General features: G+C 63.4%; 25 protein-coding genes and 1 tRNA gene. 25 read left to right on the top strand and 1 reads right to left on the bottom strand.

Annotated features, from left to right (window positions below):
- Positions 1 to 11 precede the first annotated feature (11 nt).
- The 18 genes from QTI04_RS17015 (at position 12) to QTI04_RS16930 (ending at position 15,926) form a co-directional block, all read left to right on the top strand.
- A tRNA-Leu gene (locus QTI04_RS17015) sits at positions 12 to 96 on the top strand.
- A 59-nt stretch (positions 97 to 155) separates the two neighbouring features.
- On the top strand, positions 156 to 515 hold the full coding sequence (locus QTI04_RS17010) for an NADH-quinone oxidoreductase subunit A (protein WP_028248911.1): 360 nt from the start codon (positions 156 to 158) through the stop codon (positions 513 to 515).
- Positions 516 to 530: 15 nt separating this feature from the next.
- Positions 531 to 1,010, top strand: coding sequence for an NADH-quinone oxidoreductase subunit B family protein (locus tag QTI04_RS17005; protein ID WP_012748606.1), 480 nt, complete (start codon positions 531 to 533; stop codon positions 1,008 to 1,010).
- A gap of 13 nt (positions 1,011 to 1,023) precedes the next feature.
- Positions 1,024 to 1,632, top strand: a complete 609-nt coding sequence (locus QTI04_RS17000) for an NADH-quinone oxidoreductase subunit C (protein WP_286616664.1) — start codon at positions 1,024 to 1,026, stop codon at positions 1,630 to 1,632.
- Positions 1,632 to 2,885, top strand: coding sequence for an NADH-quinone oxidoreductase subunit D (locus QTI04_RS16995; protein ID WP_286616663.1), 1,254 nt, complete (start codon positions 1,632 to 1,634; stop codon positions 2,883 to 2,885). Before QTI04_RS17000 ends, QTI04_RS16995 begins: the two co-directional genes overlap by 1 nt.
- 7 nt (positions 2,886 to 2,892) lie before the next feature.
- Positions 2,893 to 3,408, top strand: coding sequence for an NAD(P)H-dependent oxidoreductase subunit E (gene nuoE, locus QTI04_RS16990; protein WP_286616662.1), 516 nt, complete (start codon positions 2,893 to 2,895; stop codon positions 3,406 to 3,408).
- Complete coding sequence (nuoF, locus tag QTI04_RS16985) at positions 3,405 to 4,748, top strand: NADH-quinone oxidoreductase subunit NuoF (RefSeq protein ID WP_286616661.1); 1,344 nt, start codon at positions 3,405 to 3,407, stop codon at positions 4,746 to 4,748. Before nuoE ends, nuoF begins: the two co-directional genes overlap by 4 nt.
- A gap of 17 nt (positions 4,749 to 4,765) precedes the next feature.
- Positions 4,766 to 6,916 carry an NADH-quinone oxidoreductase subunit NuoG gene (gene nuoG, locus QTI04_RS16980; protein WP_286616660.1) on the top strand — a complete coding sequence of 717 codons (2,151 nt, stop codon included), beginning with the start codon at positions 4,766 to 4,768 and terminating at the stop codon, positions 6,914 to 6,916.
- Entirely contained in the window at positions 6,913 to 7,989 is a 1,077-nt protein-coding gene (gene nuoH, locus QTI04_RS16975; protein ID WP_286599916.1) for an NADH-quinone oxidoreductase subunit NuoH, read from the top strand. The genes nuoG and nuoH overlap by 4 nt, the downstream gene beginning before the upstream one ends.
- Positions 7,990 to 8,000: 11 nt before the next feature.
- Positions 8,001 to 8,543 carry an NADH-quinone oxidoreductase subunit NuoI gene (gene nuoI, locus QTI04_RS16970; RefSeq protein ID WP_286616659.1) on the top strand — a complete coding sequence of 181 codons (543 nt, stop codon included), beginning with the start codon at positions 8,001 to 8,003 and terminating at the stop codon, positions 8,541 to 8,543.
- Between the two features lie 23 nt (positions 8,544 to 8,566).
- Positions 8,567 to 9,214 (top strand): NADH-quinone oxidoreductase subunit J, encoded by a 648-nt coding sequence (locus QTI04_RS16965; protein WP_286599918.1) that lies wholly within the window; start codon positions 8,567 to 8,569, stop codon positions 9,212 to 9,214.
- Entirely contained in the window at positions 9,211 to 9,519 is a 309-nt protein-coding gene (nuoK, locus tag QTI04_RS16960) for an NADH-quinone oxidoreductase subunit NuoK (protein ID WP_028248920.1), read from the top strand. The genes QTI04_RS16965 and nuoK overlap by 4 nt, the downstream gene beginning before the upstream one ends.
- A gap of 10 nt (positions 9,520 to 9,529) precedes the next feature.
- Positions 9,530 to 11,554, top strand: a complete 2,025-nt coding sequence (nuoL, locus tag QTI04_RS16955; protein WP_286599919.1) for an NADH-quinone oxidoreductase subunit L — start codon at positions 9,530 to 9,532, stop codon at positions 11,552 to 11,554.
- 26 nt (positions 11,555 to 11,580) lie between these two features.
- Positions 11,581 to 13,056, top strand: a complete 1,476-nt coding sequence (locus tag QTI04_RS16950) for an NADH-quinone oxidoreductase subunit M (RefSeq protein WP_286599920.1) — start codon at positions 11,581 to 11,583, stop codon at positions 13,054 to 13,056.
- Positions 13,057 to 13,080: 24 nt separating this feature from the next.
- Entirely contained in the window at positions 13,081 to 14,568 is a 1,488-nt protein-coding gene (gene nuoN, locus QTI04_RS16945) for an NADH-quinone oxidoreductase subunit NuoN (RefSeq protein ID WP_286599921.1), read from the top strand.
- Positions 14,569 to 14,577: 9 nt separating this feature from the next.
- The gene (locus QTI04_RS16940; protein WP_286616658.1) at positions 14,578 to 14,883 is read left to right on the top strand and encodes a DUF2818 family protein; all 306 of its coding nucleotides are present in this window, start codon (positions 14,578 to 14,580) and stop codon (positions 14,881 to 14,883) included.
- A 4-nt stretch (positions 14,884 to 14,887) separates the two neighbouring features.
- Entirely contained in the window at positions 14,888 to 15,481 is a 594-nt protein-coding gene (locus QTI04_RS16935; protein ID WP_286616657.1) for an NUDIX domain-containing protein, read from the top strand.
- Positions 15,482 to 15,488: 7 nt separating this feature from the next.
- The gene (locus QTI04_RS16930; protein WP_286599924.1) at positions 15,489 to 15,926 is read left to right on the top strand and encodes a DUF1178 family protein; all 438 of its coding nucleotides are present in this window, start codon (positions 15,489 to 15,491) and stop codon (positions 15,924 to 15,926) included.
- A 34-nt stretch (positions 15,927 to 15,960) separates the two neighbouring features.
- Here QTI04_RS16930 and QTI04_RS16925 read toward each other — a convergent pair whose 3' ends face one another.
- Positions 15,961 to 17,745, bottom strand: coding sequence for an ABC transporter transmembrane domain-containing protein (locus QTI04_RS16925; RefSeq protein WP_286616656.1), 1,785 nt, complete (start codon positions 17,743 to 17,745; stop codon positions 15,961 to 15,963).
- A gap of 75 nt (positions 17,746 to 17,820) precedes the next feature.
- On the opposite strand from QTI04_RS16925, the gene QTI04_RS16920 reads away from it, so the two are divergent.
- The 7 genes from QTI04_RS16920 to QTI04_RS16890 all read left to right on the top strand — a co-directional run bounded on the left by QTI04_RS16920 (position 17,821) and on the right by QTI04_RS16890 (position 25,868).
- The gene (locus tag QTI04_RS16920) at positions 17,821 to 18,375 is read left to right on the top strand and encodes a MarR family winged helix-turn-helix transcriptional regulator (protein WP_286616655.1); all 555 of its coding nucleotides are present in this window, start codon (positions 17,821 to 17,823) and stop codon (positions 18,373 to 18,375) included.
- The gene (locus tag QTI04_RS16915) at positions 18,356 to 19,855 is read left to right on the top strand and encodes an efflux transporter outer membrane subunit (protein ID WP_286616654.1); all 1,500 of its coding nucleotides are present in this window, start codon (positions 18,356 to 18,358) and stop codon (positions 19,853 to 19,855) included. Before QTI04_RS16920 ends, QTI04_RS16915 begins: the two co-directional genes overlap by 20 nt.
- Before the next feature lie 29 nt (positions 19,856 to 19,884).
- A complete protein-coding gene (locus QTI04_RS16910; protein WP_286616653.1) occupies positions 19,885 to 21,189 on the top strand; it encodes an efflux RND transporter periplasmic adaptor subunit in 1,305 nt (434 codons plus the stop codon).
- 17 nt (positions 21,190 to 21,206) lie between these two features.
- Entirely contained in the window at positions 21,207 to 22,766 is a 1,560-nt protein-coding gene (locus QTI04_RS16905; protein WP_286599929.1) for a DHA2 family efflux MFS transporter permease subunit, read from the top strand.
- 390 nt (positions 22,767 to 23,156) lie between these two features.
- Entirely contained in the window at positions 23,157 to 23,927 is a 771-nt protein-coding gene (locus tag QTI04_RS16900; RefSeq protein WP_286599930.1) for an ABC transporter ATP-binding protein, read from the top strand.
- Positions 23,927 to 24,637, top strand: coding sequence for an ABC transporter ATP-binding protein (locus QTI04_RS16895; protein WP_286616652.1), 711 nt, complete (start codon positions 23,927 to 23,929; stop codon positions 24,635 to 24,637). Before QTI04_RS16900 ends, QTI04_RS16895 begins: the two co-directional genes overlap by 1 nt.
- Positions 24,638 to 24,671: 34 nt before the next feature.
- Entirely contained in the window at positions 24,672 to 25,868 is a 1,197-nt protein-coding gene (locus QTI04_RS16890; RefSeq protein ID WP_286599932.1) for an ABC transporter substrate-binding protein, read from the top strand.
- The last annotated feature ends 27 nt before the right edge of the window (positions 25,869 to 25,895 follow it).

Raw genomic sequence — 25,895 nt, 5'->3', positions numbered from 1 at the left:
CAGAAAAAACCGCGGTCGTGGTGAAATTGGTAGACACGCTATCTTGAGGGGGTAGTGGCGAAAGCTGTGCGAGTTCGAGTCTCGCCGACCGCACCAAATCTCACCGGCAGGAATCTATGCTTCCTGCCGGTGGCAAGCGGTGATAGAACCCCCTGATGAACCTCGATTCCTACCTCCCCGTCCTGTTGTTCATCCTGGTCGGTGTCGGAGTCGGCGTCGCACCCCAGGTTCTGGGTTACATCCTCGGTCCTAACCGGCCCGACGCGCAAAAAAATTCCCCTTACGAATGCGGCTTCGAGGCCTTCGAAGACGCGCGCATGAAGTTCGACGTCCGGTACTACCTCGTCGCGATTCTCTTCATCCTGTTCGACCTCGAAATTGCTTTTCTCTTTCCGTGGGCCATCGCGCTCAAGGAAATCGGCCCCGTCGGGTTCTGGGCAATGATGATTTTTCTCGCCATCCTCGTCGTGGGCTTCGTCTACGAGTGGAAAAAAGGCGCCCTCGACTGGGAATGACAAGGAATCCGAAAAATGGCCATTGAAGGCGTCATGAAGGAAGGCTTCGTCACCACGACCTACGATTCGGTGGTGAACTGGGCCAAGACCGGATCACTGTGGCCCATGACCTTTGGGCTGGCTTGCTGCGCGGTGGAGATGATGCATGCGGGCGCGGCGCGCTACGACATCGACCGCTTCGGCATGTTGTTCCGGCCCAGCCCGCGCCAGTCCGACCTGATGATCGTCGCCGGCACCCTCTGCAACAAGATGGCTCCGGCGCTGCGCAAGGTCTACGACCAGATGCCGGAGCCTCGCTGGGTGCTCTCGATGGGCTCGTGCGCGAACGGCGGCGGCTACTACCACTACAGCTATTCGGTCGTGCGCGGATGCGATCGCATCGTGCCGGTCGATGTCTATGTTCCGGGCTGTCCGCCGACCGCCGAGGCGCTTCTGTATGGGGTGATCCAACTCCAGCAGAAGATTCGCCGTACCAACACGATTGCGCGCGCCTGAAGAGCAAGAGACGATGACCGACTTTGCCATTTCTCCCGAGGCGCTGCAGACCCAGATCACCGAAACGCTTGGCTCCAAGGCGAAGAGCGTCACGCTCGCGCTGGGCGAGGTGACGGTGGTGGTGAGTGCAACTGACTACCGGGCGGTTGCGACCTTGCTGCGCGATGCGCCGGGTTGCCGCTTCGAGCAACTCATCGACCTCTGTGGCATGGACTATTCCGGCTATCGTGAAGGCGAGTGGGAGGGCGAGCGTTTCTGCGTCGTGTCCCATCTGCTTTCCGTGAGCCTCAACCAGCGTGTCCGCCTCAAGGTGTTCGTGCCGAACGAAGACCTGCCGGTCGTCGATTCGCTGACCAGCGTCTGGAATGCCGCGGGATGGTTCGAGCGCGAAGCCTTCGATCTGTACGGTATCGTCTTCGAAGGCCATGACGACCTGCGCCGCATCCTGACCGATTACGGCTTCATCGGGCATCCGTTCCGCAAGGACTTTCCCGTGTCGGGTCACGTCGAGATGCGCTATGACCCGGACCAGAAGCGCGTGATCTATCAGCCCGTCTCCATCGAGCCGCGCGAAATCACGCCGCGGGTGATCCGCGAAGACAACTACGGCGGACTCCACTGATGGCCGAAATCAAGAACTACACGCTGAACTTCGGTCCCCAGCACCCGGCAGCGCACGGCGTGCTGCGCCTCGTGCTGGAGTTGGATGGCGAAGTCATCCAGCGCGCCGACCCGCATATCGGCCTGCTGCACCGCGCGACCGAGAAGCTCGCGGAGTCGCGCACCTACATCCAGTCGCTGCCGTACATGGACCGTCTCGACTACGTGTCGATGATGAGCAACGAGCACGCGTACTGTCTCGCCATCGAGCGGCTCATGGGCCTCGATGTGCCGATCCGCGCGCAATACATCCGGGTGATGTTCGCCGAGATCACGCGCCTGCTGAACCACCTCCTGTGGCTTGGCGCGCATGGCCTCGACTGCGGCGCGATGAACATGCTCATCTACTGCTTCCGCGAGCGTGAAGACCTGTTCGACCTGTACGAAGCGGTGTCCGGTGCGCGCATGCATGCGGCATACTTCCGTCCGGGCGGCGTCTATCGTGACCTGCCCGACGCGATGCCGCAGTACAAGGCCAGCAAGATCAAGAACGCGAAGGCGATCGAGCGGCTCAACGAAAACCGCCAGGGTTCGATGCTGGACTTCGTCGACGATTTCTGCAAGCGCTTCCCGAAGATGGTCGACGAGTACGAGACGCTGCTCACCGACAACCGGATCTGGAAGCAGCGCACGGTCGGTATCGGCGTGGTCACTCCAGAGCGCGCCCTTAACCTCGGCTTCACCGGTCCGATGCTGCGCGGTTCCGGCGTCGAATGGGATCTGCGCAAGAAGCAGCCCTACGACGTCTACGACCGCATGGACTTCGACGTACCCGTCGGCAAGACCGGTGACTGCTACGACCGTTATCTGGTCCGCGTCGAGGAAATGCGCCAGGCCAATCGCATCATCCAGCAGTGCTCGGCATGGCTGCGTGCGAATCAGGGGCCGGTCATCACCAGCAACCACAAGGTGGCCGCTCCTGCGCGCGAGTCGATGAAGACAAACATGGAGGAGTTGATCCACCATTTCAAGCTCTTCACCGAAGGTTTTCATGTGCCCGAAGGCGAAGCATATGCCGCCGTCGAGCACCCGAAGGGCGAATTCGGCATCTATCTGGTGAGCGACGGTGCCAACAAGCCCTACCGTCTGAAGATCCGCGCACCCGGCTTCCCGCATCTTGCGGCGCTCGACGAGATGGCGCGCGGGCACATGATTGCCGACGCAGTGGCCGTGATCGGCACGATGGACATCGTGTTCGGTGAGATTGACAGGTAAAGAGCCCATGAATTCCGACACCACCCACAGCCCCCAGGCGTCGCTGTCGGCCGCGACGCTGGAGCGCTTTGCGCGAGAGGTTGCCAAGTATCCGCCGGCAGGTAAGCAGTCCGCAGTGATGGCCTGCCTGACGATCGTGCAGCAGGACGAAGGCTTCGTCAGCGAGCAGCGCGAACGCGAGATCGCCGCCTACCTGGGGATGGCGCCGATCGCGGTGCATGAAGTCACGACCTTCTACAACATGTACAACCAGCGGCCGGTGGGCAAGTTCAAGCTCAACGTCTGTACCAACCTGCCGTGCCAGTTGCGCGACGGCGCCGTGGCGCTGAAACATCTCGAGAAGAAGCTGGGCATCGCAATGGGCGAGACCACGCCCGACGGCATGTTCACTCTTCAGCAGAGCGAATGCCTGGGTGCCTGCGCCGATTCGCCGGTGATGCTGGTCAACGACCGCACGATGTGCAGCTTCATGAGCAATGAAAAGCTCGATCAGCTGATCGACGGCTTGAAGGGAGCGCAATGATGTCGCCCGAGCAAGTGCTTTTGCAGTTCCAGGCGACCGGCGTCCAGACCTGCTTTCACGATCGCCACATCGAGCCGCAGATCTACGCCGGCCTGAACGGCACCAACTGGCGGCTGGCCGATTATGAGGCGCGTGGTGGCTACAAGGCGCTGCGCAAGATCCTGAGTGAAGGGCTGACGCCCGACCAGGTGATCGCCGAAGTCAAATCGTCTGGCTTGAGGGGCCGCGGCGGCGCGGGCTTTCCGACCGGTCTCAAGTGGAGCTTCATGCCCCGCCAGTTCCCGGGCCAGAAGTACCTCGTCTGCAATTCCGACGAAGGCGAGCCGGGTACATGCAAGGACCGGGACATCCTGCACTACAACCCGCACATCGTGATCGAAGGCATGGCCATCGCGGCCTACGCGATGGGCATCAGCGTGGGCTACAACTACATCCACGGCGAAATCTTCCAGACCTACGACCGCTTCGAGGCAGCGCTGGAAGAAGCGCGCGCGGCCGGTTACCTGGGCGACGGCATCCTGGGCAGCAGCTACAACTTCCAGCTTCACGCTGCACACGGCTTTGGCGCCTACATCTGCGGCGAGGAAACCGCGCTGCTCGAATCGCTCGAAGGCAAAAAGGGCCAGCCACGATTCAAGCCGCCATTTCCGGCGAGCTTCGGCCTCTATGGCAAGCCGACCACGATCAACAACACCGAGACCTTTGCCGCGGTGCCTTGGATCATCAACAACGGCGGCGTGGCCTATCTCGAGTGCGGCAAGCCGAACAATGGCGGCACCAAGATCTACTCGGTCAGCGGCGACGTCGAACTGCCGGGCAACTACGAAGTGCCGATGGGCACGCCGTTCTCGAAGCTGCTCGAACTGGCCGGCGGAGTGCGCAAGGGGCGCCAGTTGAAGGCGGTGATTCCCGGCGGCTCGTCGGCTCCAGTCCTGCCGGCATCCATCATGATGGAATGCACGATGGACTACGACTCCATCGCCAAGGCGGGATCGATGCTGGGCTCCGGCGCCGTGATCGTCATGGACGACAGCCGCTCGATGGTCGAATCGCTCAAGCGCCTCTCGTACTTCTACATGCACGAGTCGTGCGGCCAGTGCACCCCGTGCCGCGAAGGCACGGGCTGGCTGTGGCGCGTGGTGGATCGCATCCACAACGGCCATGGCAAGGCCACCGACATGGACCTGCTGAATTCTGTCGCCGACAACATCCAGGGCCGCACCATCTGCGCGCTGGGCGATGCCGCCGCGATGCCGGTCAGAGCCATGATCAAGCACTTCCGCCACGAGTTCGAGGCATTGATCCCCGGCTACGTCCCGAAGGCACCGGCCAAGGCCTGAGCGCAAGAAGAACACATATGGTTGAAATCGAACTCGACGGCAAGAAGGTCGACATCGTCGAAGGCAGCATGATCATGCATGCGGCCGATAAGGCGGGCACCTACATCCCGCACTTCTGCTATCACAAGAAGCTCAGCATCGCGGCCAACTGCCGCATGTGCCTGGTCGATGTGGAGAAGGCGCCGAAGCCGATGCCGGCCTGTGCCACGCCCGTCACCCAGGGCATGATTGTCCGCACCAAGAGCGAAAAGGCCATCAAGGCCCAGCAGTCGGTGATGGAGTTCCTGCTGATCAACCATCCGCTCGACTGCCCGATCTGCGACCAGGGTGGCGAGTGCCAGTTGCAGGATTTGGCCGTGGGCTACGGCGGTTCGTCTTCGCGCTACGAGGAAGAAAAGCGCGTCGTGTTCCACAAGGACGTCGGCCCGCTCATCAGCATGGAAGAAATGAGCCGCTGCATTCATTGCACGCGCTGCGTCCGCTTCGGCCAGGAAGTGGCCGGCGTGATGGAGCTCGGCATGTCGAACCGCGGCGAACACTCCGAGATCGAGACCTTCCTCGGCGACTCGGTCGATTCCGAACTGTCGGGCAACATGATCGACATCTGCCCGGTCGGCGCGCTGACGAGCAAGCCCTTCCGCTACAGCGCTCGCACCTGGGAACTGTCGCGCCGCAAATCGGTGAGTCCACACGACTCGACCGGTGCAAATCTGATCGTCCAGGTCAAGAACAATCGCGTGATGCGCGTGGTGCCACTCGAAAACGAAGACGTGAACGAGTGCTGGATCGCCGACCGCGACCGCTTCTCCTACGAGGCATTGAACGGCCCCGAGCGCCTGACGCAGCCGATGCTGAAGCAGGGCGGCCAGTGGCAACAAGTCGATTGGCAAACTGCGCTGGAATACGTTGCCAATGGCCTGAAGCAGATCAAGGCCGACCACGGTGCGCAAAGCATCGGCACGCTCGTCAGCCCGCACAGCACGCTCGAAGAGCTACACCTCGCCAACTTGCTGACGCATGGTCTGGGCAGCAACAACATCGACTACCGCCTGCGCAACGCCGAGTTCGCCGAGGTCGAAGGCGTCCGTTGGCTCGGCACCTCGATCGCATCGCTGTCGCAGCTGCAACGCACGTTCGTGATCGGCTCAAACCTGCGCAAGGACCATCCGCTGTTCGCGCAGCGTATTCGTCAATCGATTCGCAAGGGCGGCGTGCTCAGTGCACTGACTTCGCCGGAACTGCTGGCCGATGCCGACGCCTGGGCGATGCCCGTGGCGAACGCCGTTCGCGTTCCGGCTCAACAGTGGGTCGACTCTTTGGTCGACATCGCTGCTGCGATTGCTGAAAGCACCGGCGCCACGGCTCCTGTGACGAGGAATGCCGCTGCAAGCGACTCGGCGAAGGCAATGGCGGCATCGTTGCTCGGCGGCGAACGCAAGGCCGTCCTGCTTGGCAACGCGGCGGCGCATCATGCCGAGGCCAGCACCTTGCTGGCACTGGCCAACTGGATCGGTGCGCAAACCGGTGCCAGCGTCGGCTACCTGACCGAGGCGGCCAATACCGTCGGCGCGCAAGTCGTCGGCGCACTGCCGAAGGCCGGCGGTCTGAATGCAGGCCAGATGCTCGGCGGCGGGCTCAAGGCTGTATTGCTGCTCAACACCGAACCCGTATTCGATTCGGCAGCCGGTGCTGCTGCCGTCGAAGGACTCGCGCACGCGCAAATGGTCGTGACGCTGAGTCCGTTCAAGTCCAACCTCGAATTCAGCGACGTGCTGCTGCCTGTCGCTCCGTTCACCGAGACGCCGGGTACCTTCGTCAATGCCGAAGGCCGCGCGCAAAGTTTCCACGCCGTCGTGAGGCCGCTGGGTGAAACACGTCCGGCCTGGAAGGTTCTGCGTGTGCTGGCCAATTTGCTCGGCCTCTCGGGCTTCGCGTTCGAATCGACGGCTGACGTACTGGCCGAGATCGGCTCGCCCGGCCAGGTGCTGGCCGACCGGCTGAGCAACGCCACCGCGGCGCCCATCCAGTCTGGCAACGCCTCGGGCGCGTCGCCGGCCGTCGCGAGCATCTACCAGCTCGACTCGATCGTGCGTCGCGCACCTTCCCTGCAACTCACGGCCGACGCGCGCCTGGCGCAGCCCTCTGTGGCACAGGAGGTGCTCGCATGATCGACGCGCTGCATGGCTTCGGCCTGGGCTTGATCTCCGCGGGCTGGTGGACCAGCGTGGCCTGGCCGGTGATCTGGACGCTGATCAAGATCGTCGTGGTGGTGCTGCCGCTGATGGGCGCAGTTGCCTATCTCACGCTGTGGGAGCGCAAGGCCATCGGCTTCACGCAGATTCGCATCGGCCCCAACCGCATCGGCCCACTGGGCTTGCTGCAGCCGATCGCCGACGCGCTCAAGCTGCTGACCAAGGAAATCATCCTGCCGACCGTCGCCAACAAGGGCTTGTTCCTGTTGGGGCCGATCATGACCATCATGCCGGCGCTGGCCGCCTGGGCGGTCATTCCCTTCGGACCTGAAGTCGCGCTCGCCAACATCAATGCCGGCTTGCTGTTCGTGATGGCCATCACCTCGCTCGAGGTGTACGGCGTGATCATTGCCGGCTGGGCGTCCAACTCCAAGTACGCCTTCCTCGGTGCACTGCGCGCTTCGGCCCAGATGGTCAGCTACGAAATCGCGATGGGCTTCTGCTTCGTCGTGGTGCTGATGGTGTCCGCCAGCCTGAACATGACCGACATCGTGATGGGGCAGGGCAAGGGCCACTTCGCTTCGATGGGCATCGGGTTTCTGTCGTGGAACTGGTTGTCGCTGCTGCCGATCTTCGTCGTCTACTTCATCTCGGGCCTGGCTGAAACCAATCGCCACCCCTTCGACGTTGTGGAAGGCGAATCGGAAATCGTCGCCGGTCACATGATCGAGTACTCTGGCATGAGCTTCGCGATGTTCTTCCTGGCCGAGTACGCCAACATGTGGCTCGTCTCGATCCTGTGCGCGGTGCTGTTCCTCGGCGGCTGGTTGCCTCCGTTCGACTTCCTCGCATTCATCCCGGGCTGGATCTGGCTGGGCATCAAGACCTTCGTGGTCGTCACGATGTTCCTTTGGGTTCGTTCGACCTTCCCGCGCTTCCGCTATGACCAGATCATGCGGCTCGGCTGGAAGATCTTTATTCCGGTCACGTTGGTGTGGCTGGTGGTGGTCGGCGCCTGGATGCAGACCCCGTTCAACATCTGGAAATAACTGGAACTGCCATGACTGCGCCCTCCGCCAGCGCGCTTGCGCGCTCCTCCTCATTCGCGTCCCCGCCTTTCTCGCTCAAGGACTTCTTGCGCAGCTTCATGCTGTTCGAGTTGTTCAAGGGTCTGGCCATCACCGGCAAGTACGCGTTCAGCCGGAAGATCACCATTCAGTTCCCGGAAGAGAAGACGCCGCTGTCGCCGCGCTTCCGTGGACTGCATGCGTTGCGCCGCTATGAAAACGGCGAAGAGCGCTGCATTGCCTGCAAGCTTTGCGAGGCCGTGTGCCCGGCGCTCGCCATCACCATCGAATCCGACGTGCGCGACGACGGCTCCCGCCGTACCACGCGCTACGACATCGACCTCACCAAGTGCATCTTCTGCGGCTTTTGCGAGGAGAGCTGCCCGGTCGATTCGATCGTCGAGACGCACATCTTCGAGTACCACGGTGAGAAGCGCGGCGACCTCTACTTCACCAAGGACATGCTGCTCGCCGTCGGCGACCGCTACGAAAAAGAAATTGCCGCCAACAAGGCGGCTGACGCCAAGTACCGCTGAGCGGGAAAAAACAAATTCGATCCATGGACGTCAAGACCGGTCTGTTCTATCTGTTTTCCGCGGTGCTGCTGTTTGCAGCCTTCCGCGTGATCACCGCGCGCAACCCTGTGTATGCCGCGCTTTACCTGGTGCTGGCGTTTTTCCAGGCATCGGCCATCTGGCTGCTTCTGCGCGCCGAATTTCTGGCGATCGCACTGGTCCTCGTCTACGTGGGGGCGGTGATGGTGCTGTTCCTCTTCGTGGTGATGATGCTGGACATCGACGTCGAAGGGCTTCGCGAGGGCTTCTGGAAGCACTTCCCGCTTGCTGCCGCCGTCGGCGCGCTGATCGCGCTCGAGATGGCAGCGGTGCTGATGGGCGGTTTCCGCCTGAGCGCGCCGAAGAGCCCGCTCGCGACCGGCCCCGACACGTCCAACACGCTCGAACTCGGCAAGCTTCTCTACACCGACTATCTCTATCCGCTTGAGATCGCGGCCGTGATCCTGCTGGTCGCCATGTTTGCGGCCATCGCCCTCACGCTGCGCGCCCGCAAGGACAGCAAGTACGTGAATCCGGCAGACCAGGTCCGCGTGAAGGCGCGGGACCGTGTGCGCATCGTGCAGATGCCCGTGACGCGTGCGGCTGAACCTGCCGCTGAACAACCCTCGGCAGCAGCGGAGACCAAGGCATGACGCTCACGCTCGGACACTTTCTTTCGCTGGGCGCGATGCTGTTCGCGCTCTCGGTCATCGGCATCTTCCTGAACCGCAAAAACCTGATCGTGCTGTTGATGTGCATCGAGCTGATGCTCCTGGCCGTCAACATGAACTTCGTCGCCTTCTCGTACTTCCTTGGCGACATGCACGGACAGATCTTCGTGTTCTTCATCCTGACAGTTGCCGCGGCCGAGTCGGCGATCGGGCTGGCGCTGCTGGTCCTCTTGTTCCGCAACAAGTCGAACATCAACGTCGACGAACTCAACGCGCTCAAGGGCTGAAGGTTTTCTCATGAGCGCAACACTTTCCGCATCCACACTGCTGGCCGTACCGCTGGCTCCCTTGATCGGCGCCGTCGTGACCGGCCTGTTCGGCACGAAATTGGGCGGCAACCTCATCGGCCGCCGCGCCACGCATTCGCTGACGATCCTCGGCGTGCTGATCTCCTTCATCCTCTCGGCGATGACGCTCAACAGCGTGGTGTCGGACGGCGCCCGCTTCAATGCCACGATCTACGAGTGGATGACGGTCGGCGGCCTGAAGATGGAAATCGGCTTCCTGGTCGACGGCCTCACGGCCCTGATGATGTGCGTGGTGACCTTCGTGTCGCTGATGGTGCACATCTACACCATCGGCTACATGGAAGAAGACGAAGGCTACAACCGCTTCTTCGCCTACATCTCCCTCTTCACGTTCTCGATGCTGATGCTCGTGATGAGCAACAACATGCTCCAGCTGTTCTTCGGCTGGGAGGCGGTGGGCGTTGTGTCCTACCTGCTGATCGGCTTCTGGTACAACCGGCCGACCGCGATCTTCGCCAACCTGAAGGCCTTCCTGGTCAACCGTGTGGGCGACTTCGGTTTCATCCTGGGCATCGGCCTGGTGGCTGCCTATGCGGGCACATTGAACTACGGCGAGACCTTTGCCAAGGCCAACGAGCTGGCGAAGTTGAGCTTCCCAGGTACCGAGTGGATGCTGATCACCGTGATCTGCATCTGCCTGTTCATCGGTGCGATGGGCAAGAGCGCGCAGTTCCCATTGCACGTGTGGCTTCCGGATTCGATGGAAGGCCCGACCCCGATCTCGGCGCTGATCCATGCTGCGACCATGGTCACGGCAGGCATTTTCATGGTGGCGCGCATGTCGCCGTTGTTCGAACTGAGCGATACGGCCCTGAGCTTCGTGCTCGTGATCGGCGGGATCACTGCACTGTTCATGGGCTTCCTGGGCGTCATTCAAAATGACATCAAGCGCGTGGTCGCCTACTCCACGCTCTCGCAGCTCGGCTACATGACGGTGGCGCTCGGCGCGTCGGCATACTCAGTTGCCATCTTCCACCTGATGACGCACGCGTTCTTCAAGGCGCTGCTGTTTCTCGGCGCCGGCTCGGTCATCATCGGCATGCACCACAACCAGGACATGCGGTGGATGGGGGCCTTGCGCAAGTACATGCCGATCACCTGGATCACGTCTCTGGTGGGCTCGTTGGCGTTGATCGGCACGCCATGGTTCTCGGGTTTCTACTCCAAGGACAGCATCATCGAAGCGGTGCGCGAGAGCCATCTCTGGGGCTCGGGCTTCGCGTACTTCGCGGTGCTGGCGAGCGTGTTCGTCACGGCCCTGTATTCGTTCCGCATGTACTTCATGGTTTTCCATGGCAAGGAGCGCTACGACCAGAATCCCGATGCGCATCACGATGGTGACCACGGTCATGGTCATCATGACGACCACCACGAGCCGCATGAGTCGCCGTGGGTCGTGTGGGTGCCTCTGGTGTTGCTGGCCATCCCGTCGGTCGTCATTGGCTACATGACCATCGAGCCCTTGCTCTTCGGTGATCTCTTCAAGGGCGCGATCTTCGTCGACGAAACCAAACACGAGGCGATGAAGGAGTTGGCCGAAGCCTTTCACGGCCCGATGGCCATGGCCCTGCACGGCTTCACCGCCGCGCCGTTCTGGCTGGCGCTTGCCGGCGTCGTGACGGCCTGGTACTTGTACTTGGTGAAACCGGCGCTGCCTGCTGCGATCAAGCGCGCGTTCGGCCCGATCTACCGCCTGCTCGACAACAAGTACTACATGGACTGGTTCAACGAGAACGTGATCGCGCGCGCAACGCGTGCACTGGGCACCGGCCTGTGGAAGGGTGGTGACCAGGGGATCATCGACGGCGCGATCGTCAACGGTTCCTGGAAACTGGTCGGCCGCATTTCCGGCGTCGTGCGCTGGATGCAGTCCGGCTACATCTATCACTACGCTTTCGCGATGCTGTTGGGCATCTTCGTCCTCATGTCGTACTTCGTCTGGTTTAAACGGTAAGCGGCTCTCGCTGGAGAAAAACAAAAATGGGTTTGTTGAGCCTTGCCATCTGGATGCCGATCGTCTTCGGCGTCGTGTTGCTGGCGTTTGGTCGTGACGAGCACGCAAAGGGCGTGCGCTGGGTGGCGCTCGTCGGGTCGATCGCGAGCTTCCTGGTCACGTTGCCGCTCTACACGCGTTTCCAGACCGGAACCGCGGCGATGCAATTCGTCGAAAAGGAAAGCTGGATCGAACGCTTCAACATCAGCTATCACATCGGGCTGGACGGCATTTCGTTCTGGCTGGTGCTGCTGACGGCGTTCATTACGGTCGTCGTCGTGATCTCGGCGTGGGTAGTGATCACCGAACGCGTGAACCAGTACATGGGCGCGTTCCTGATCCTGTCGGGCCTGATGATCGGGTCGTTCTCGGCGCTCGACGGCGTGCTGTTCTACGTCTTCTTCGAGGCCACGCTGATTCCGATGTACCTCATCATCGGTATCTGGGGCGGTCCCAACAAGATCTACGCGGCCTTCAAGTTCTTCATCTATACGCTGCTCGGTTCGCTGCTGATGCTGGTCGCGCTGATCTACCTGTTCAACAGGTCGGGTGGCAGCTTCGACATCCTGACCTGGCACAAGCTGCCGTTGACCGCGAGCGAGCAGACTTTCCTGTTCTTCGCCTTCTTCGCCGCTTTCGCGGTGAAGGTTCCCATGTGGCCGGTCCACACGTGGTTGCCGGACGTGCACGTCGAGGCACCCACGGGTGGTTCTGCCGTGCTGGCGGCCATCATGCTGAAGCTCGGCGCCTACGGCTTCCTCCGATTCTCGATGCCCATCGCTCCAGATGCCTCGCACGAGTGGGCCTGGCTCATGATCGCGCTGTCGCTGATCGCGGTGATCTACGTCGGCCTGGTTGCACTGGTGCAGCAGGACATGAAGAAGCTCGTGGCTTATTCGTCGGTGGCTCACATGGGCTTCGTGACGCTCGGCTTCTTCATCTTCAATGACCTCGGCATTGCCGGCGGCATCGTGCAGATGATTGCGCACGGTTTCGTTTCGGGCGCGATGTTCCTGTGCATCGGCGTGCTGTACGACCGCGTGCATTCGCGCCAGATCGCGGACTACGGCGGCGTGGTCAACACCATGCCCAAGTTCGCGGCGTTCGCGCTGCTGTTCGCGATGGCCAACTGCGGACTTCCCGCCACCGCCGGTTTCGTCGGCGAGTGGATGGTGATCCTGGGTGCGGTCAAGGCCAACTTCTGGCTCGGCCTCGGTGCCGCCACGGCGCTGATTTTCGGCGCGGCTTACACGCTGTGGATGTACAAGCGCGTCTATCTCGGTCCCGTGGGCAACGACCACGTGAAGGAACTGAGCGACATCGACGCGCGCGAATTCCTGATGCTGGCACTGCTGGCGATCGCGGTGCTGTGGATGGGGCTCTATCCCAAGCCGTTCACCGACGTGATGAACGCATCCGTGGCCGAACTGCTGAACCACATGGCGATTTCCAAGCTGCCTTGAGTCCAGGCTGAACAAGAGAACGAGATGATTGACAAACTCAGCTGGATGACGATCTACCCCGAGGTGGTGCTGCTGGTCGCGACCTGCATCATCGCGCTGCTGGATCTGTCCACCACCAGCCCCCGCCGCACGGCCACCTACATCCTGACCCTGATGACGCTCGCCGTCGTGGCGGTGCTTTGCGGCTTCAATGCCTCCTCGGGCAAGACCATCTATGGCTTCGGCGGCATGGTGGTGAGCGATCCGATGGGCAACTGGCTCAAGTGCTTTGCCACCGTCGCACTGATGGTCACGCTGGTCTATGGCCGGCCCTACGCGGCCGACCGCGGGATGCTCCGCGGCGGCGAGATGTTCACGATCAGCATGCTCTCCTTGCTCGGCATGTTCGTGATGATCTCCGGGAGCAATTTCCTGGTGATCTACCTTGGCCTGGAATTGCTCACGCTCTCGAGCTATGCGCTGGTGGCGCTGCGCCGCGACAACGCGGTGGCGAGCGAAGCGGCGATGAAGTACTTCGTGCTCGGCGCGATGGCGAGCGGGTTCCTGCTGTACGGGCTCTCCATGATGTACGGCGCCACCGGTTCGCTCGACATCAACGAAGTGTTCAAGGCCATTGCCAGCCGCAAGGTGAACCACCAGGTGCTGGTGTTCGGCTTGGTGTTCATCGTGGCCGGTCTGGCATTCAAGGTTGGCGCGGCGCCCTTCCACATGTGGGTGCCTGACGTGTATCAGGGCGCGCCGACCGCGGTCACGCTGATGATTGGTGCGGCTCCGGAACTCGCGGCCTTTGCGATCATCATCCGCCTGCTGGTCGAAGGTCTGCTTCCGCTCGCAATCGACTGGCAGCAGATGCTCGCCTTGTTGGCGATAGCGTCCCTGCTGGTCGGCAATCTCGCCGCCATTGCGCAGACCAACCTCAAGCGGATGTTGGCCTATTCGACGATCGCGCAGATGGGCTTCATGCTGCTCGGTCTCGTGGCAGGTGTCGGCAACGACACCACCTACAACGCGCAGTTCGCGTACAGCGCCTCGATGTTCTACATCGTGACCTACGTACTGACCACGCTGGCGAGCTTCGGCATCATCCTGCTGTTGGCACGTGAAGGGTTCGAAAGCGAGGAGATCACCGACCTCGCAGGCCTCAACCAGCGCAGTCCGCTCTATGCCGCCGTGATGGCGATCGCGATGTTCTCGCTGGCCGGCGTGCCGCCCCTGGTAGGCTTCTACGCGAAGCTGGCCGTTTTGCAGGCGCTGATCTACTCGGGTCAGGCGATGTACATCGCCCTGGCGGTGTTCGCCGTCGTGATGTCGCTGATTGGCGCCTTCTACTACCTGCGCGTCGTGAAGGTCATGTACTTCGATGCGCCCGTGACGGCGACCACGGTGTCGGCGCCGATCGACGTGCGCGCGGTGCTGACGCTCAATGGCGCCCTGATCTTGATCCTCGGGATCTTGCCCGGCGGCCTCATGACGCTCTGCGCGCAGGCGATCGTGGCCACCCTGGCCACCTGATCACGCCCCGTGTCGCAAAGCGCGTCGGTCTGGATGGTGCTGCTGGTCGCCCTGGTGGCTGCCAACCTGCCATTCGTGACCGATCGCCTGCTGGGACTGGTGCCGCTGTCGCCGGGCACCAAGACGCTGGCCGTTCGACTGGGCGAGCTGGTGTTTCTCTATTTCGTCGCGGGTGGCATCGGACTGCTGTTCGAAAGCCGAGTCGGTCAGATTTCCCCTCAAGGATGGGAGTTCTATGCGGTTACCGGTGCCTTGTTCATCGTGCTCGCGTTTCCAGGATTCACCTGGCGCTACCTGCTCAAGCATCGGAGCTAGCTGAATGGATGACGCACATCTGAAGGAAGAACTCACCGCGAGCGAACTGCTCTTCAAGGGCAGCTTCCTGCAGGCGAAACGTGACACCGTCCGCCTCCCCGATGGCCACACCGCGACCCGCGAATACATCGTTCATCCTGGGGCGGTTGTGGTCGTGCCCCTGCTCGACGATGGTCGCGTGGTGCTCGAGCGCCAGTTCCGTTACCCCGTTGGCCATGTGATGACCGAGTTTCCTGCCGGCAAGCTGGATGCGGGTGAAGATCCTTTGCTGTGCGGCCAGCGCGAATTGCTCGAGGAAACGGGCTACACCGCCAACGAGTGGGCGCACGCAGGCGCGATGCACCTCGCGGTGGCGTATTCGACGGAGATCATCCATATCTACTTCGCGCGTGGCCTGTCGCTCGGCGCACGGCAGCTCGACCATGGCGAGTTTCTCGACGTGATCACCGCGACGCCGGAAGAGCTGACGGGCTGGTGCCGAGACGGAACCGTGTCCGACGCCAAGACGCTGACTTGCACGCTGTGGCTGCAAAACGTCCTGTCGGGCGCATGGACGCTCGACTGGAAGCGCGGCGCCTTGTCCGATCGCGCCGGATAATCCGTGCATGAAGGTCCTCAACCTCCAGTGCGCGCATGGCCATGGCTTTGAAGGGTGGTTCGCGTCGCACGACGCTTTCGACACCCAGCTGGCGGCCGGGCTGGTGGAGTGCCCCATTTGCGGCGACACGGCAATCACCAAGATGCTGGCCGCACCACGGCTGAATCTGGGCGGGCCGAAGCCATCCCCTGATGTCCCCGCAGCCGCACCGGAGAACAATTCGCCCGAGGCGCGCTGGTTGCGTGCCGTGCGCGAGGTGATCGCGCAGACCGAAGACGTCGGCGATCGCTTCGCCGACGAAGCCCGCAAGATGCACTACGGCGAAGCCGAGGAGCGTGGCATTCGCGGCCAGGCCACGCGTGAGCAAGCCCAGACCTTGATCGACGAAGGTATCTCGGTGTTTTCGCTGCCGCTGCCGGCGGCGCTCAAGGAAACGCTGCAGTAGTCGCGGCTTCCGGTAAGGCCGGCTCTACGGTTCTTCAGGCCGCGAATTGCAAGGCCGCCAATCGCGCGTAAACGCCGCTCTGCGCCACCAGCGCCGCATGGGTTCCCTGCTCGACGATGCCACCGTGATCCAGCACCACGATGCGATCGGCCTTCTGGACCGTGGCCAGCCGGTGAGCGATGACGATCGTCGTGCGGCCGGACATCGCGGATTCGAGCGCAGCTTGCACCATGCGCTCGCTTTCGGCGTCGAGGGCGCTCGTCGCCTCGTCGAGCAGCAACAAGGGCGGATTCTTGAGCATGGCGCGCGCAATGGCGATGCGTTGGCGCTGGCCCCCCGAAAGCCGCACGCCGCGTTCACCCAGGAAGGTGTCGTAGCCCTCCGGCAGTGCCCTCAGAAAACCGTCCGCGAACGCTGCCTTGGCGGCGGCGTGGACTTCGTCAGCGCTTGCGTCCGGACGGCCGTAGCGGATGTTCTCGAAGGCGCTGGCCGAAAAGATGACGGCATCCTGTGGCACCAGGCCAATGCGCGTGCGCAGTTCGTCGAGCGACAGCGATGCGAGTGGCGTGCCGTCGAGCCTGATGTGTCCTGATTGAGGATCGTAATAGCGCAGCAGCAGCTGAAAGACCGTACTCTTACCGGCGCCGCTCGACCCGACCAGCGCCACAGTTTCGCCCGGCGCCACCGCCAGGTTGAAGTCGCGCAGAGCAGGGATGCCGGGGCGCGAGGGATAGTGGAAGCTCACCGATTCGAAGCTGACGGCGCTCCCGGCCTCGGGAATGGGCGCCTGGGCCGGTTGGGCGGGCGACAGGATGACCGGCTTGGCGTGCAGCAGTTCCATCAGTCTCTCGGTGGCGCCCGCGGCTCGCAGCAGATCGCCATAGACCTCGCCGAGGACCGCTGCAGCGCTAGCCAGGATGATGACGTAGACGACGGTCTGGCCGAGGTGCCCGGCCGTGATGTCGCCGTGCAGCACCGCCTGCGTTCCCTGATAGAGCCCCCAGAGCAACGCCGCCGACGTCGCGATGATGATGAAGGCGACCAATACCGAGCGCGCCTTGGTGCGGCGGACGGCGGTGCGGAAAGCGCTGTCGGTCGAGGCGTCGAAGCGGGCAGCCTCGCGGCTTTCGGCGGTGTAGCTCTGCACCACCGGAATGGCGTTCAGCACCTCGGCGGCGATGGCGCTCGAATCGGCGACGCGGTCCTGGCTGGCGCGCGAGAGCTTGCGCACGCGCCGGCCGAACCACATGCTGGGCAATACCACCAGCACCAGAATGCCAAGCACCTGCACCATCACGTAAGGGTTGGTCCAGATCAGCATCGCCAGGGCGCCGACGCCCATCACCGCATTGCGCAATCCCATGCTGAGCGAGGACCCGACCACCGTCTGGACCAGCGTGGTGTCCGCCGTCAGGCGCGACAGCACCTCGCCGGTTTGCGTGGTTTCGAAGAAGACAGGGCTTTGGCGCAGGACATGTGCGTAGACGGCGTTGCGGAGGTCGGCCGTGACCCGCTCGCCCAGCCAACTCACCGTATAGAACCGCGCCGCGGAAAACACGCCCAGTGCAACAGCCACCGCAAAGAGAGCGACAAAGTGATCGCGCAGCGCCATCGTTTGTTCTCCCTTGTCGCTGGGCACCAGTCCGCCGTCGATCAGGCTGCGCAATGCGACCGGGAACACCAGCGTGGTCGCTGCCGCCAGCACGAGGAAAACGCCCGCGAGGCCAATCTGGATGCGATAGGGCCGCAGGAAAGGGGCCAATCCGGACAGTGACTTGGGAGCGCCTTTGCCGGACGAAGGGGAAGCAGGGGAAACCATAGCCCGATTCTAGCTAACGCTTGCCCGCACAAAAGTCGCCTTGACAGTAATTGTCGCGGCAACTATTATTGCGTCATGTCCGATCCAAAGACTTCCGGAACCGGCCCACCGGCTCCTTCGCCAGGCAAGCTGCCTGAGGTCAGGGCTTTCTACAAGGCCGAGAACTATCGCGCGGAGGAAAGCATTGGTTACATGATGCGCCGCATCCTGACGGCGGTCGGCCAATCCGTCGAAATTCACATGTGCGAGCCCGGCAGCCCGACCTATCCGCAGTGGGTTCCGCTGCACAAGCTGCATATCGGTCAGGCCACCACCGTCGCCGAATTGGCGCGCGAATGCCAGCTCGATACCGGCGCCATGACTCGCCTTCTCGATCGCCTGGAAGCCAAGGGCTTGTGCCGCCGGGTGCGCTCCGTGGCCGATCGGCGCGTGGTCAATATCGAGCTCACCGATGAAGGCCGCGCGGCCGCCGAAGAAGTACCTCACGTGCTCAGCCGTGTGCAAAACGAGCACCTCGCCGGATTCACGAACGAAGAGTGGCAACAGCTCAAGAGCTATCTGCGCCGCATCCTTGATAACGCACAGGCCCTGTCGGCCCGTGGAGAGAAAGATGACTCAGCTTCTTCCTGAAGGCGCCGTGCGCCATGCGACTGCAGCGGCAGCCGCGGCGCTCGCCCTGGTCCTTGCCGGCTGTGCCGACATGGGCAATATCGCTTCGCACGCGAAGCTTCGCGACGCGGAGTCGCTCGGCCTCACGGCCGCGGCCGCCACATCGGCAGTGCCTGCCGTCAGCGCCGCTGCCCCGGCGATCGATAGCCAGTGGTGGCTCGCGTTCGGCAATGCGCAACTCGATTCGCTCATCGCCCAGGCGATCGAAGGCAATCCCAGTCTGCAAGTCGCGCGCGCTCGTCTTGTACGCGCGCAGGCCTCAGTCTCGGCCACCGAGGCTGCGGACAAGCCCCAGATCAATGGCTCGCTCGACCTGACGCGCCAGAAGTTCAGCGGCAACTACATCTATCCGGCGCCGCTGGGCGGGTCTATCCAGGAAACGGGTGCCCTTCAGCTGAACGGCAGCTGGGAGCTCGACTTCTTCGGCAAGAACCGCACCGCGATCGAAGCCGCCATCGGCTCTGCAAACGCTGCCGCCGCCGAAGCCGATGCGGCTCGCATCCTGTTGGCCAGCAACGTCGCCCGGAGCTACGTGCAGTGGGCCCGCTTGCACGATCAGCTCGCAGTCGCCGAACGCACGCTGGCGCAGCGGGAAGAAGTCTTCAAGCTGGTGCGCGACCGCGTCTCCGCCGGCCTCGATACGCAACTGCAGTCAAAGCAGAGCGAAGGCGCCATTCCCCAGGCGCGCCAGCAGATCGAGTCGTTCCGCGAGCAGATCGAGATCGCGCAACATGCGCTGGACGCACTGGTGGCAAAGCCGGGTGCAACTCAGGCGCTGATTCCACCGGCGCTCGACGGCCTCAAGACGATGGCACTGCAGCCGACGATCCCCGCCGACCTGCTGGGCCGCCGCGCCGACATCGCCGCCGCCCGCTGGCGCGTCGAAGCGGCGACCAGCGACGTCGCCAACGCCAAGACCCAGTTCTATCCCAACATCAACCTCGTCGCCTTTGCCGGTTTTTCCAGCATAGGTATCGACAACCTGCTCAAGTCGGGCAGCCAGCAGTGGGGCGTCGGTCCTGCCATTCGATTGCCCATTTTCGAGGGCGGGAGGCTGCGCGCCAATCTGCGTGGCAAGGCGGCCGATCTCGACGCTGCGATCGAGAGCTACAACACCACCGTGCTCGACGCCGTGCGCGATGTGGCCGACCAGGTCACGAGTGTGCAATCGATCGCGCGCCAGCAGGTCCAGCAGCGCGAAGCGCAGGACGCCGCGGAAGCTGCCTACCAGATCGCCGTCCAGCGCTACAGCGCGGGCCTGGGCAACTTCCTCGACGTGTTGTCGGCCGAGACCACTGTGCTGCTGCAGCGCCGCGAGGGCGTAGATCTCGCCGCACGCGCGCTGGACAGCCAGGTCGCCCTCGCACGCGCGCTGGGCGGCGGCTGGCAACCTGACGGCGACAAGACCGCCGCTGCTGCATCCGCGCCCCAACACCCCTGAACATCGCTCTGAATTCGAAAGACATTGCCATGGAAAATAACAACGCCGCCCAACCCGCTGCACCCGCTGCCGAGGCGCCGGCTTCCAATAACACGCGACGTCGCGCGCTGACCGCCCTCGCATCGATCGTCGTCGTCGCCGGTGCCGGCTGGGGCGTGTACGAATGGCTGGTCGCCAGCCACTATGAATCGACCGACAACGCCTACGTGCAAGGCAACGTGATCCAGATCAACCCGCAGATCGGCGGCACGGTGATGGCGATCATGGCGGACGACACCGACCTGGTGAAGGCCGGTCAGCCGCTGGTGCAGCTCGATCCGTCCGACGCCAAGGTGGCGCTCGACCAGGCCGAGGCCGCGCTCGCGCAGGCCGTGCGCCAGGTTCGCACCCTGTACGTCAACAACGCCTCACTGGCGGCACAGGTGTCGCTGCGTCAAGCGGACATCGTCAGGGCGCAGAGCGACATCGCCCGCGCGCAGGACGACCTGAAGCGCCGCCAGGCGCTCTCCGGCAACGGCGCGGTGTCGAAGGAAGAACTCAATCACTCCGAGACGGCGCTGGCCAACGCCAAGAGCGCCCTTGCGGCCGCGCAGGCCAATGCACTCGCCGCGCGCGAACAGCTCACCAGCAACCAGTCGCTGACCGAAGGCACGAGCGTCGAGCAGCATCCGAGCGTGCAGGCCGCTGCCGCCAAAGTCCGCGAGGCCTACCTCGCCACGCAGCGCGTCGCCATGCCGGCGCCGGTCGAAGGCTATGTCGCCAAGCGCACCGTGCAACTCGGCCAGCGCGTGGCCGCGGGCACGACGATGATGTCGATCGTCCCGCTCAACCAGCTGTGGGTCGACGCCAACTTCAAGGAAGTGCAGTTGCGCAACATCCGTATCGATCAGCCCGTGAAGCTCACGGCCGACCTGTACGGCAAGAAGGTGGAGTACGACGGGCGCGTCGCCGGGCTGGGCGTCGGCACCGGTGCAGCGTTTGCGCTGCTGCCCGCCCAGAACGCGACCGGCAACTGGATCAAGGTGGTGCAGCGCGTCCCCGTGCGCATCGCGCTCGACCCCGTGCAGCTCAAGGCCAATCCGCTTCGCGTGGGTCTTTCGATGGACGCGGAGATCGATGTGAGCCAGAAGGGCGGCAAGATGCTCGCCGACGCACCGCGTGACAGCGCGCTGGTGCAGACGCAGGTCTACAGCAAGCTCGACCACGGCGCCGACGCCGAAGTCGAACGCATCATCGCCGCGAACCTGGGCCGCGAAATGACGCGCAAGGCTCCCGCCGCGACGAGCCCGAACCATCACGGTGCGCCGGCCGCTTCGCAGGCCCAACCCGGCTGATCGGTCGGGCCCGCGCGATGTCGAACGCCCCGGTTTCCCAGCCGCTCCCACCGCTCGAAGGCTCAGCCCGCGTGTGGGGGACGGTCGCGCTGTCAGCCGCGACCTTCATGAACGTGCTCGACACGTCGATCGCCAACGTCTCGCTGCCGGCCATTGCCGGTGACCTCGGCGTCAGCTCGACCCAGGGCACGTGGGTCATCACCAGTTTCGCGGTGGCCAACGCCATTGCGGTGCCGCTCACCGGGTGGCTGACACAGCGCTTCGGCCAAGTGCGCCTGTTCATGACCAGCGTTCTGCTGTTCATCATCAGTTCGTGGCTTTGCGGCCTGGCGCCCAACATGACGATGCTCATCGCGTTTCGCGCGCTGCAGGGCTTCGTTGCCGGTCCGATGATTCCGCTGTCGCAGACGCTGCTGCTGTCGAGCTATCCGCGCGCGAAAGCCGGCCTCGCGATGGCGATGTGGTCGATGACCACGCTGGTGGCGCCCGTCATGGGACCGTTGCTCGGTGGCTGGATCACCGACAACATCTCGTGGCCCTGGATCTTCTACATCAACATCCCGGTCGGCCTGCTCGCCGCAGGCATCACGTGGGGCATCTACCGCAAGCGCGAAAGCGGCACGCGCAAGGTGCCGATCGACGGCATCGGACTCGCGCTGCTCGTGCTGTGGGTCGGCTCGCTGCAGCTCATGCTCGACAAGGGCAAGGAGCTCGACTGGTTCCACTCCGCCGAAATCGTCACGCTCGCTGTTGTGGCAGGTGTCGGCTTCGCGTTCTTCCTGGTCTGGGAACTCACCGACAAGCACCCGGTGGTCGACCTGTCGCTGTTCAAGCGGCGCAATTTTTGGTCGGGTGCGTTCGCGACGGCGGTGGCCTACGGTCTCTTCTTCGGCAACGTGGTGATCCTGCCGCTGTGGCTGCAGCAGTTCATGGGCTATACGGCCACGCAGGCCGGGATGATCATGGCGCCCGTGGGCTTGCTGGCGATCTTCTTCTCGCCGATTGTCGGCCTGACGGTGGCCAAGATCGATCCGCGCCGCTATGCCACCTTCTCGTTCCTCGTGTTCGCGCTGGTGCTATGGATGCGGTCGAACTTCAATACGCAGGCCGACTTCTGGACCATCATGATCCCGACGATCATCCAGGGCGTCGCGATGGCGTTCTTCTTCATCCCGCTGGTGACGATCACTTTGTCGGGCCTCTCGCCCGACCGGATTCCGGCCGCGTCGGGCCTGTCCAACTTCCTGCGCATCACTGCAGGCGCCATCGGCACCTCGACCGCGACCACCCTGTGGGAGAACCGGGCGGCCCTGCACCATGCGCAACTGGTCGAATCGGTCACCCAGGGCAGCGGGGCGGCAAGCAGCGCCATCGCCGGCCTGGGCGGCAGCGGTTTCAGCCCCGAGCAGGTGCTCGGTCAGCTCAATCGCTTCGTTGACCAGCAAGCGTTCATGCTCGCATCGAATGACCTGTTCTACGGCTCGGCGATCCTGTTCCTCCTGCTGATCCCGCTGGTCTGGCTGGCCAAGCCCACCCGCGGCCCCGGCGCCGCCGACGCTGCGGCCGGAGCGCACTAGCTAGGCACACCCCCAGGCTTGCCCACTTCGTGTGGCCGCCCACCCCCTTGCAGGGGGCGCTGCTTGCGGCCCGGCGGAGCCGGTTCCGCAGCAGCCCACGCGTAGTGCGGGGGCAACAGATACGTCCCAGAACATCTGCGGCAAGCGAAGCGAAGCCCCTTCGTGAAACACCGTGGAACCGGCTCTGCCGGGCCACCGGTGTTGCGCCCGGCAGGGGGGAGGCGCTGCGACACGAAGTGCGCAAGCCTGGGGGCGAGCTCAGCTAGGCATTTGCCCCAGTAGGCAAGTTTTGGTGGCCCCGCAAACAATGCGGTCCGCGCAGCCATGGTGGCGCGCACAGATGGACTGCATGACTGATTCTTCCTGCCAGCACACGGGTGACCGCGCGAGATGAGCGACATCATTCTCGAAACACGCCAGCTCACCAAGGAATTCAAGGGTTTCACCGCGGTCAGCAAGGTCAATCTCTCGGTCGTTCGAGGATCGATTCATGCGCTGATCGGTCCGAATGGCGCTGGCAAGACGACCTGCTTCAACCTGCTCACGAAGTTCCTCGAGCCGACGTCCGGCACCATCTTGTTCAATGGACAGGACATCACCAGCGAACGCCCGGCGCAGATCGCACGGCGCGGCATCATCCGTTCGTTCCAGATTTCGGCGGTGTTCCCGCACCTGACCCTGCTCGAAAACGTGCGCTTGGGTCTGCAGCGTGCGCTCGGCACTTCGTATCACTTCTGGAAGAGCGAGAAGTCGCTCACGCCGCTGAACGATCGGGCGCGTGCATTGCTGGCCGAGGTCGGCCTCGAAGACCTGGCGGACGAACTGACGGTCAATCTTCCCTACGGACGCAAGCGCGCGCTCGAAATCGCGACCACGCTCGCCATGGAGCCTGAGCTGATGCTGCTGGACGAGCCCACTCAGGGCATGGGTCACGAGGACGTGCACCGCGTGGCTGAGCTCATCAAGCGCGTGTCCGCCGGCCGCACTATCCTCATGGTGGAGCACAACATGAGCGTGGTGTCGACCATCGCCGACACGATCACCGTGCTCCAGCGCGGCGCCGTCCTGGCCGAGGGGCCATACGCCGAGGTGTCGAGGAATCCGCAGGTCATGGAAGCCTACATGGGCACCACCGACGGCCAACTGCAAGGGGCCCACTGATGGCGACCCCTGCACTCGAAATCAAGGGACTGCAAGCCTGGTACGGCGAGTCGCACGTGCTGCATGGCGTCGACATGGTCGTGCAGCCCGGCGAAGTGGTCACGCTGCTGGGCCGCAACGGCGCTGGCCGCACCACGACGATGCGCGCGATCCTCGGCCTCACGGGCGCGCGAAAGGGCAGCATCAAGGTCAACGGCACCGAGACCATCGGCATGGCCACGCACCGCATCGCGCACCACGGCATCGGCTACTGCCCCGAGGAGCGCGGCATCTTCGCGAGCTTGTCGTGCGAAGAGAACCTCTTGCTGCCGCCGGTATTGAAGGGCGCGGGGCAGGGCATGTCGGTGGACGAGATCTACGCGATGTTTCCCAACCTGGCGGAGCGGCGCAACAGCCAGGGCACGCGCCTGTCGGGTGGCGAGCAACAGATGCTGGCGGTCGCGCGCATCCTGCGCACGGGCGCTCGCCTGCTGCTGCTTGACGAGATCTCCGAGGGCCTGGCGCCGGTGATCGTGCAGGCGCTCGCCCGCATGATCCAGATGCTGCGCGGCAAGGGCTACACGGTGGTGATGGTCGAGCAGAACTTCCGCTTCGCCGCGCCACTGGCCGACCGCTTCTACGTGATGGAACACGGCCGCATGGTCGAGGCCTTCAGCGCCGCCGAACTCGAGGCCAAGATGCCGGTGCTCAACGAGCTGCTCGGCGTTTGAATTTCTCAACCCTTTGATTGGATTGGAGATCCCCATGAAGAACCAGCTCACCGCTTTGACACTGGCCGTCGCAGCGCTGGCGCTCGCGTCGGGCGCAGCGCATGCGCAGGAAAAGGTGAAGATCGGCTTCGTCACCGATATGTCCAGCCTGTACGCCGACCTCGAAGGCAAGAACGGCGCGCTCGCCATTCAAATGGCGATCGACGACTTCGGCGGCAAGGTGCTGGGCCAGCCGATCGAGCTCCTCACGGCCGACCACCAGAACAAGGCCGACATCGCCGCCTCGAAGGCGCGCGAATGGATCGACACCGAAGGCGTGACGATGGTCTTCGGGGGCACCAATTCGGGCACGGCCCTGGCCACCGCGAAGGTGGCGCAGGAAAAGAAGCGCGTGTATTTCAACAACGGCGCTGCATCTTCGGCACTCACCAATGAGCAGTGCAGCCCATACACGGTGCACTACGCATATGACACCGTCGCGCTCGCCAAGGGCACAGGCGCCGCGGTGGTCGATCGGGGCGGCAAGTCGTGGTTCTTCCTGACCGCCGACTACGCCTTCGGCCATGCGCTCGAGGCCGACACCACTGCCGTGGTCAAGGCGAAGGGTGGTACGGTGGTCGGCGCGGTGCGCCATCCGCTCAACGCTTCGGATTTCTCGTCCTTCCTGTTGCAGGCGCAGAACTCCAAGGCCCAGATCCTCGGCCTCGCCAATGCGGGCGGAGACACCATCAATTCGATCAAGGCATCGAAGGAGTTCGGCATCGGCAAGACCATGAAGACCGCGGGCCTGCTGATCTTCCTGAGCGACGTGCACAGCCTGGGCCTCAAGAACACCGAAGGCCTGCTGCACACCACGAGCTGGTACTGGGACCTAAACGACGACACGCGCAAGTTCGCCAAGCGGTTCTTCGACAAGACCAAGCGCATGCCGACCGACATCCAGGCGGCCGACTACTCCGCCACCACGACCTACCTGAAGGCCGTGCAGGCAGCCAAGACCACCGATTCGGACAAGGTGATGGCGCAACTCAAGAGCATGAAGATCGACGACTTCTACGCCAAGGGCCAGATCCGTCCCGATGGCCGCATGGTGCACGACATGTACCTGGTCGAGGTGAAGTCGCCCGCCGAATCCAAGCAGCCCTGGGACTACCTCAAGGTGAACGCCAAGCTGCCGGGTGAGCAGGTCTTCACCGCGAAGGCCGACTCCAAGTGCGCCCTCTGGAAATAACCGCATCTCTGCTATCAACCAACCTGA

It is taken from the genome of Variovorax sp. J22R115 (assembly GCF_030317005.1).
In the GTDB taxonomy this organism is placed as follows: domain Bacteria; phylum Pseudomonadota; class Gammaproteobacteria; order Burkholderiales; family Burkholderiaceae_C; genus Variovorax.
The sequence above is the reverse complement of the archived record's forward strand: the minus strand, read 5'-3'. Positions and strand labels throughout refer to the sequence as shown.

Coding starts and splice junctions, on each gene's coding strand:
- nuoH (WP_286599916.1), top strand. CDS start 6,913: ATGATCGACGCGCTGCATGGCTTCGGCCTGGGCTTGATCTCCGCGGGC.
- nuoI (WP_286616659.1), top strand. CDS start 8,001: ATGACTGCGCCCTCCGCCAGCGCGCTTGCGCGCTCCTCCTCATTCGCG.
- QTI04_RS16920 (WP_286616655.1), top strand. CDS start 17,821: ATGTCCGATCCAAAGACTTCCGGAACCGGCCCACCGGCTCCTTCGCCA.
- nuoF (WP_286616661.1), top strand. CDS start 3,405: ATGATGTCGCCCGAGCAAGTGCTTTTGCAGTTCCAGGCGACCGGCGTC.
- nuoL (WP_286599919.1), top strand. CDS start 9,530: ATGAGCGCAACACTTTCCGCATCCACACTGCTGGCCGTACCGCTGGCT.
- QTI04_RS16935 (WP_286616657.1), top strand. CDS start 14,888: ATGGATGACGCACATCTGAAGGAAGAACTCACCGCGAGCGAACTGCTC.
- QTI04_RS16965 (WP_286599918.1), top strand. CDS start 8,567: ATGGACGTCAAGACCGGTCTGTTCTATCTGTTTTCCGCGGTGCTGCTG.
- QTI04_RS16925 (WP_286616656.1), bottom strand. CDS start 17,745: ATGGTTTCCCCTGCTTCCCCTTCGTCCGGCAAAGGCGCTCCCAAGTCA.
- QTI04_RS16895 (WP_286616652.1), top strand. CDS start 23,927: ATGGCGACCCCTGCACTCGAAATCAAGGGACTGCAAGCCTGGTACGGC.
- QTI04_RS17010 (WP_028248911.1), top strand. CDS start 156: ATGAACCTCGATTCCTACCTCCCCGTCCTGTTGTTCATCCTGGTCGGT.
- QTI04_RS17000 (WP_286616664.1), top strand. CDS start 1,024: ATGACCGACTTTGCCATTTCTCCCGAGGCGCTGCAGACCCAGATCACC.
- QTI04_RS16930 (WP_286599924.1), top strand. CDS start 15,489: ATGAAGGTCCTCAACCTCCAGTGCGCGCATGGCCATGGCTTTGAAGGG.
- QTI04_RS16910 (WP_286616653.1), top strand. CDS start 19,885: ATGGAAAATAACAACGCCGCCCAACCCGCTGCACCCGCTGCCGAGGCG.
- nuoN (WP_286599921.1), top strand. CDS start 13,081: ATGATTGACAAACTCAGCTGGATGACGATCTACCCCGAGGTGGTGCTG.
- QTI04_RS16890 (WP_286599932.1), top strand. CDS start 24,672: ATGAAGAACCAGCTCACCGCTTTGACACTGGCCGTCGCAGCGCTGGCG.
- QTI04_RS16950 (WP_286599920.1), top strand. CDS start 11,581: ATGGGTTTGTTGAGCCTTGCCATCTGGATGCCGATCGTCTTCGGCGTC.
- nuoE (WP_286616662.1), top strand. CDS start 2,893: ATGAATTCCGACACCACCCACAGCCCCCAGGCGTCGCTGTCGGCCGCG.
- QTI04_RS16915 (WP_286616654.1), top strand. CDS start 18,356: ATGACTCAGCTTCTTCCTGAAGGCGCCGTGCGCCATGCGACTGCAGCG.
- QTI04_RS16905 (WP_286599929.1), top strand. CDS start 21,207: ATGTCGAACGCCCCGGTTTCCCAGCCGCTCCCACCGCTCGAAGGCTCA.
- QTI04_RS17005 (WP_012748606.1), top strand. CDS start 531: ATGGCCATTGAAGGCGTCATGAAGGAAGGCTTCGTCACCACGACCTAC.
- nuoG (WP_286616660.1), top strand. CDS start 4,766: ATGGTTGAAATCGAACTCGACGGCAAGAAGGTCGACATCGTCGAAGGC.
- nuoK (WP_028248920.1), top strand. CDS start 9,211: ATGACGCTCACGCTCGGACACTTTCTTTCGCTGGGCGCGATGCTGTTC.
- QTI04_RS16995 (WP_286616663.1), top strand. CDS start 1,632: ATGGCCGAAATCAAGAACTACACGCTGAACTTCGGTCCCCAGCACCCG.
- QTI04_RS16900 (WP_286599930.1), top strand. CDS start 23,157: ATGAGCGACATCATTCTCGAAACACGCCAGCTCACCAAGGAATTCAAG.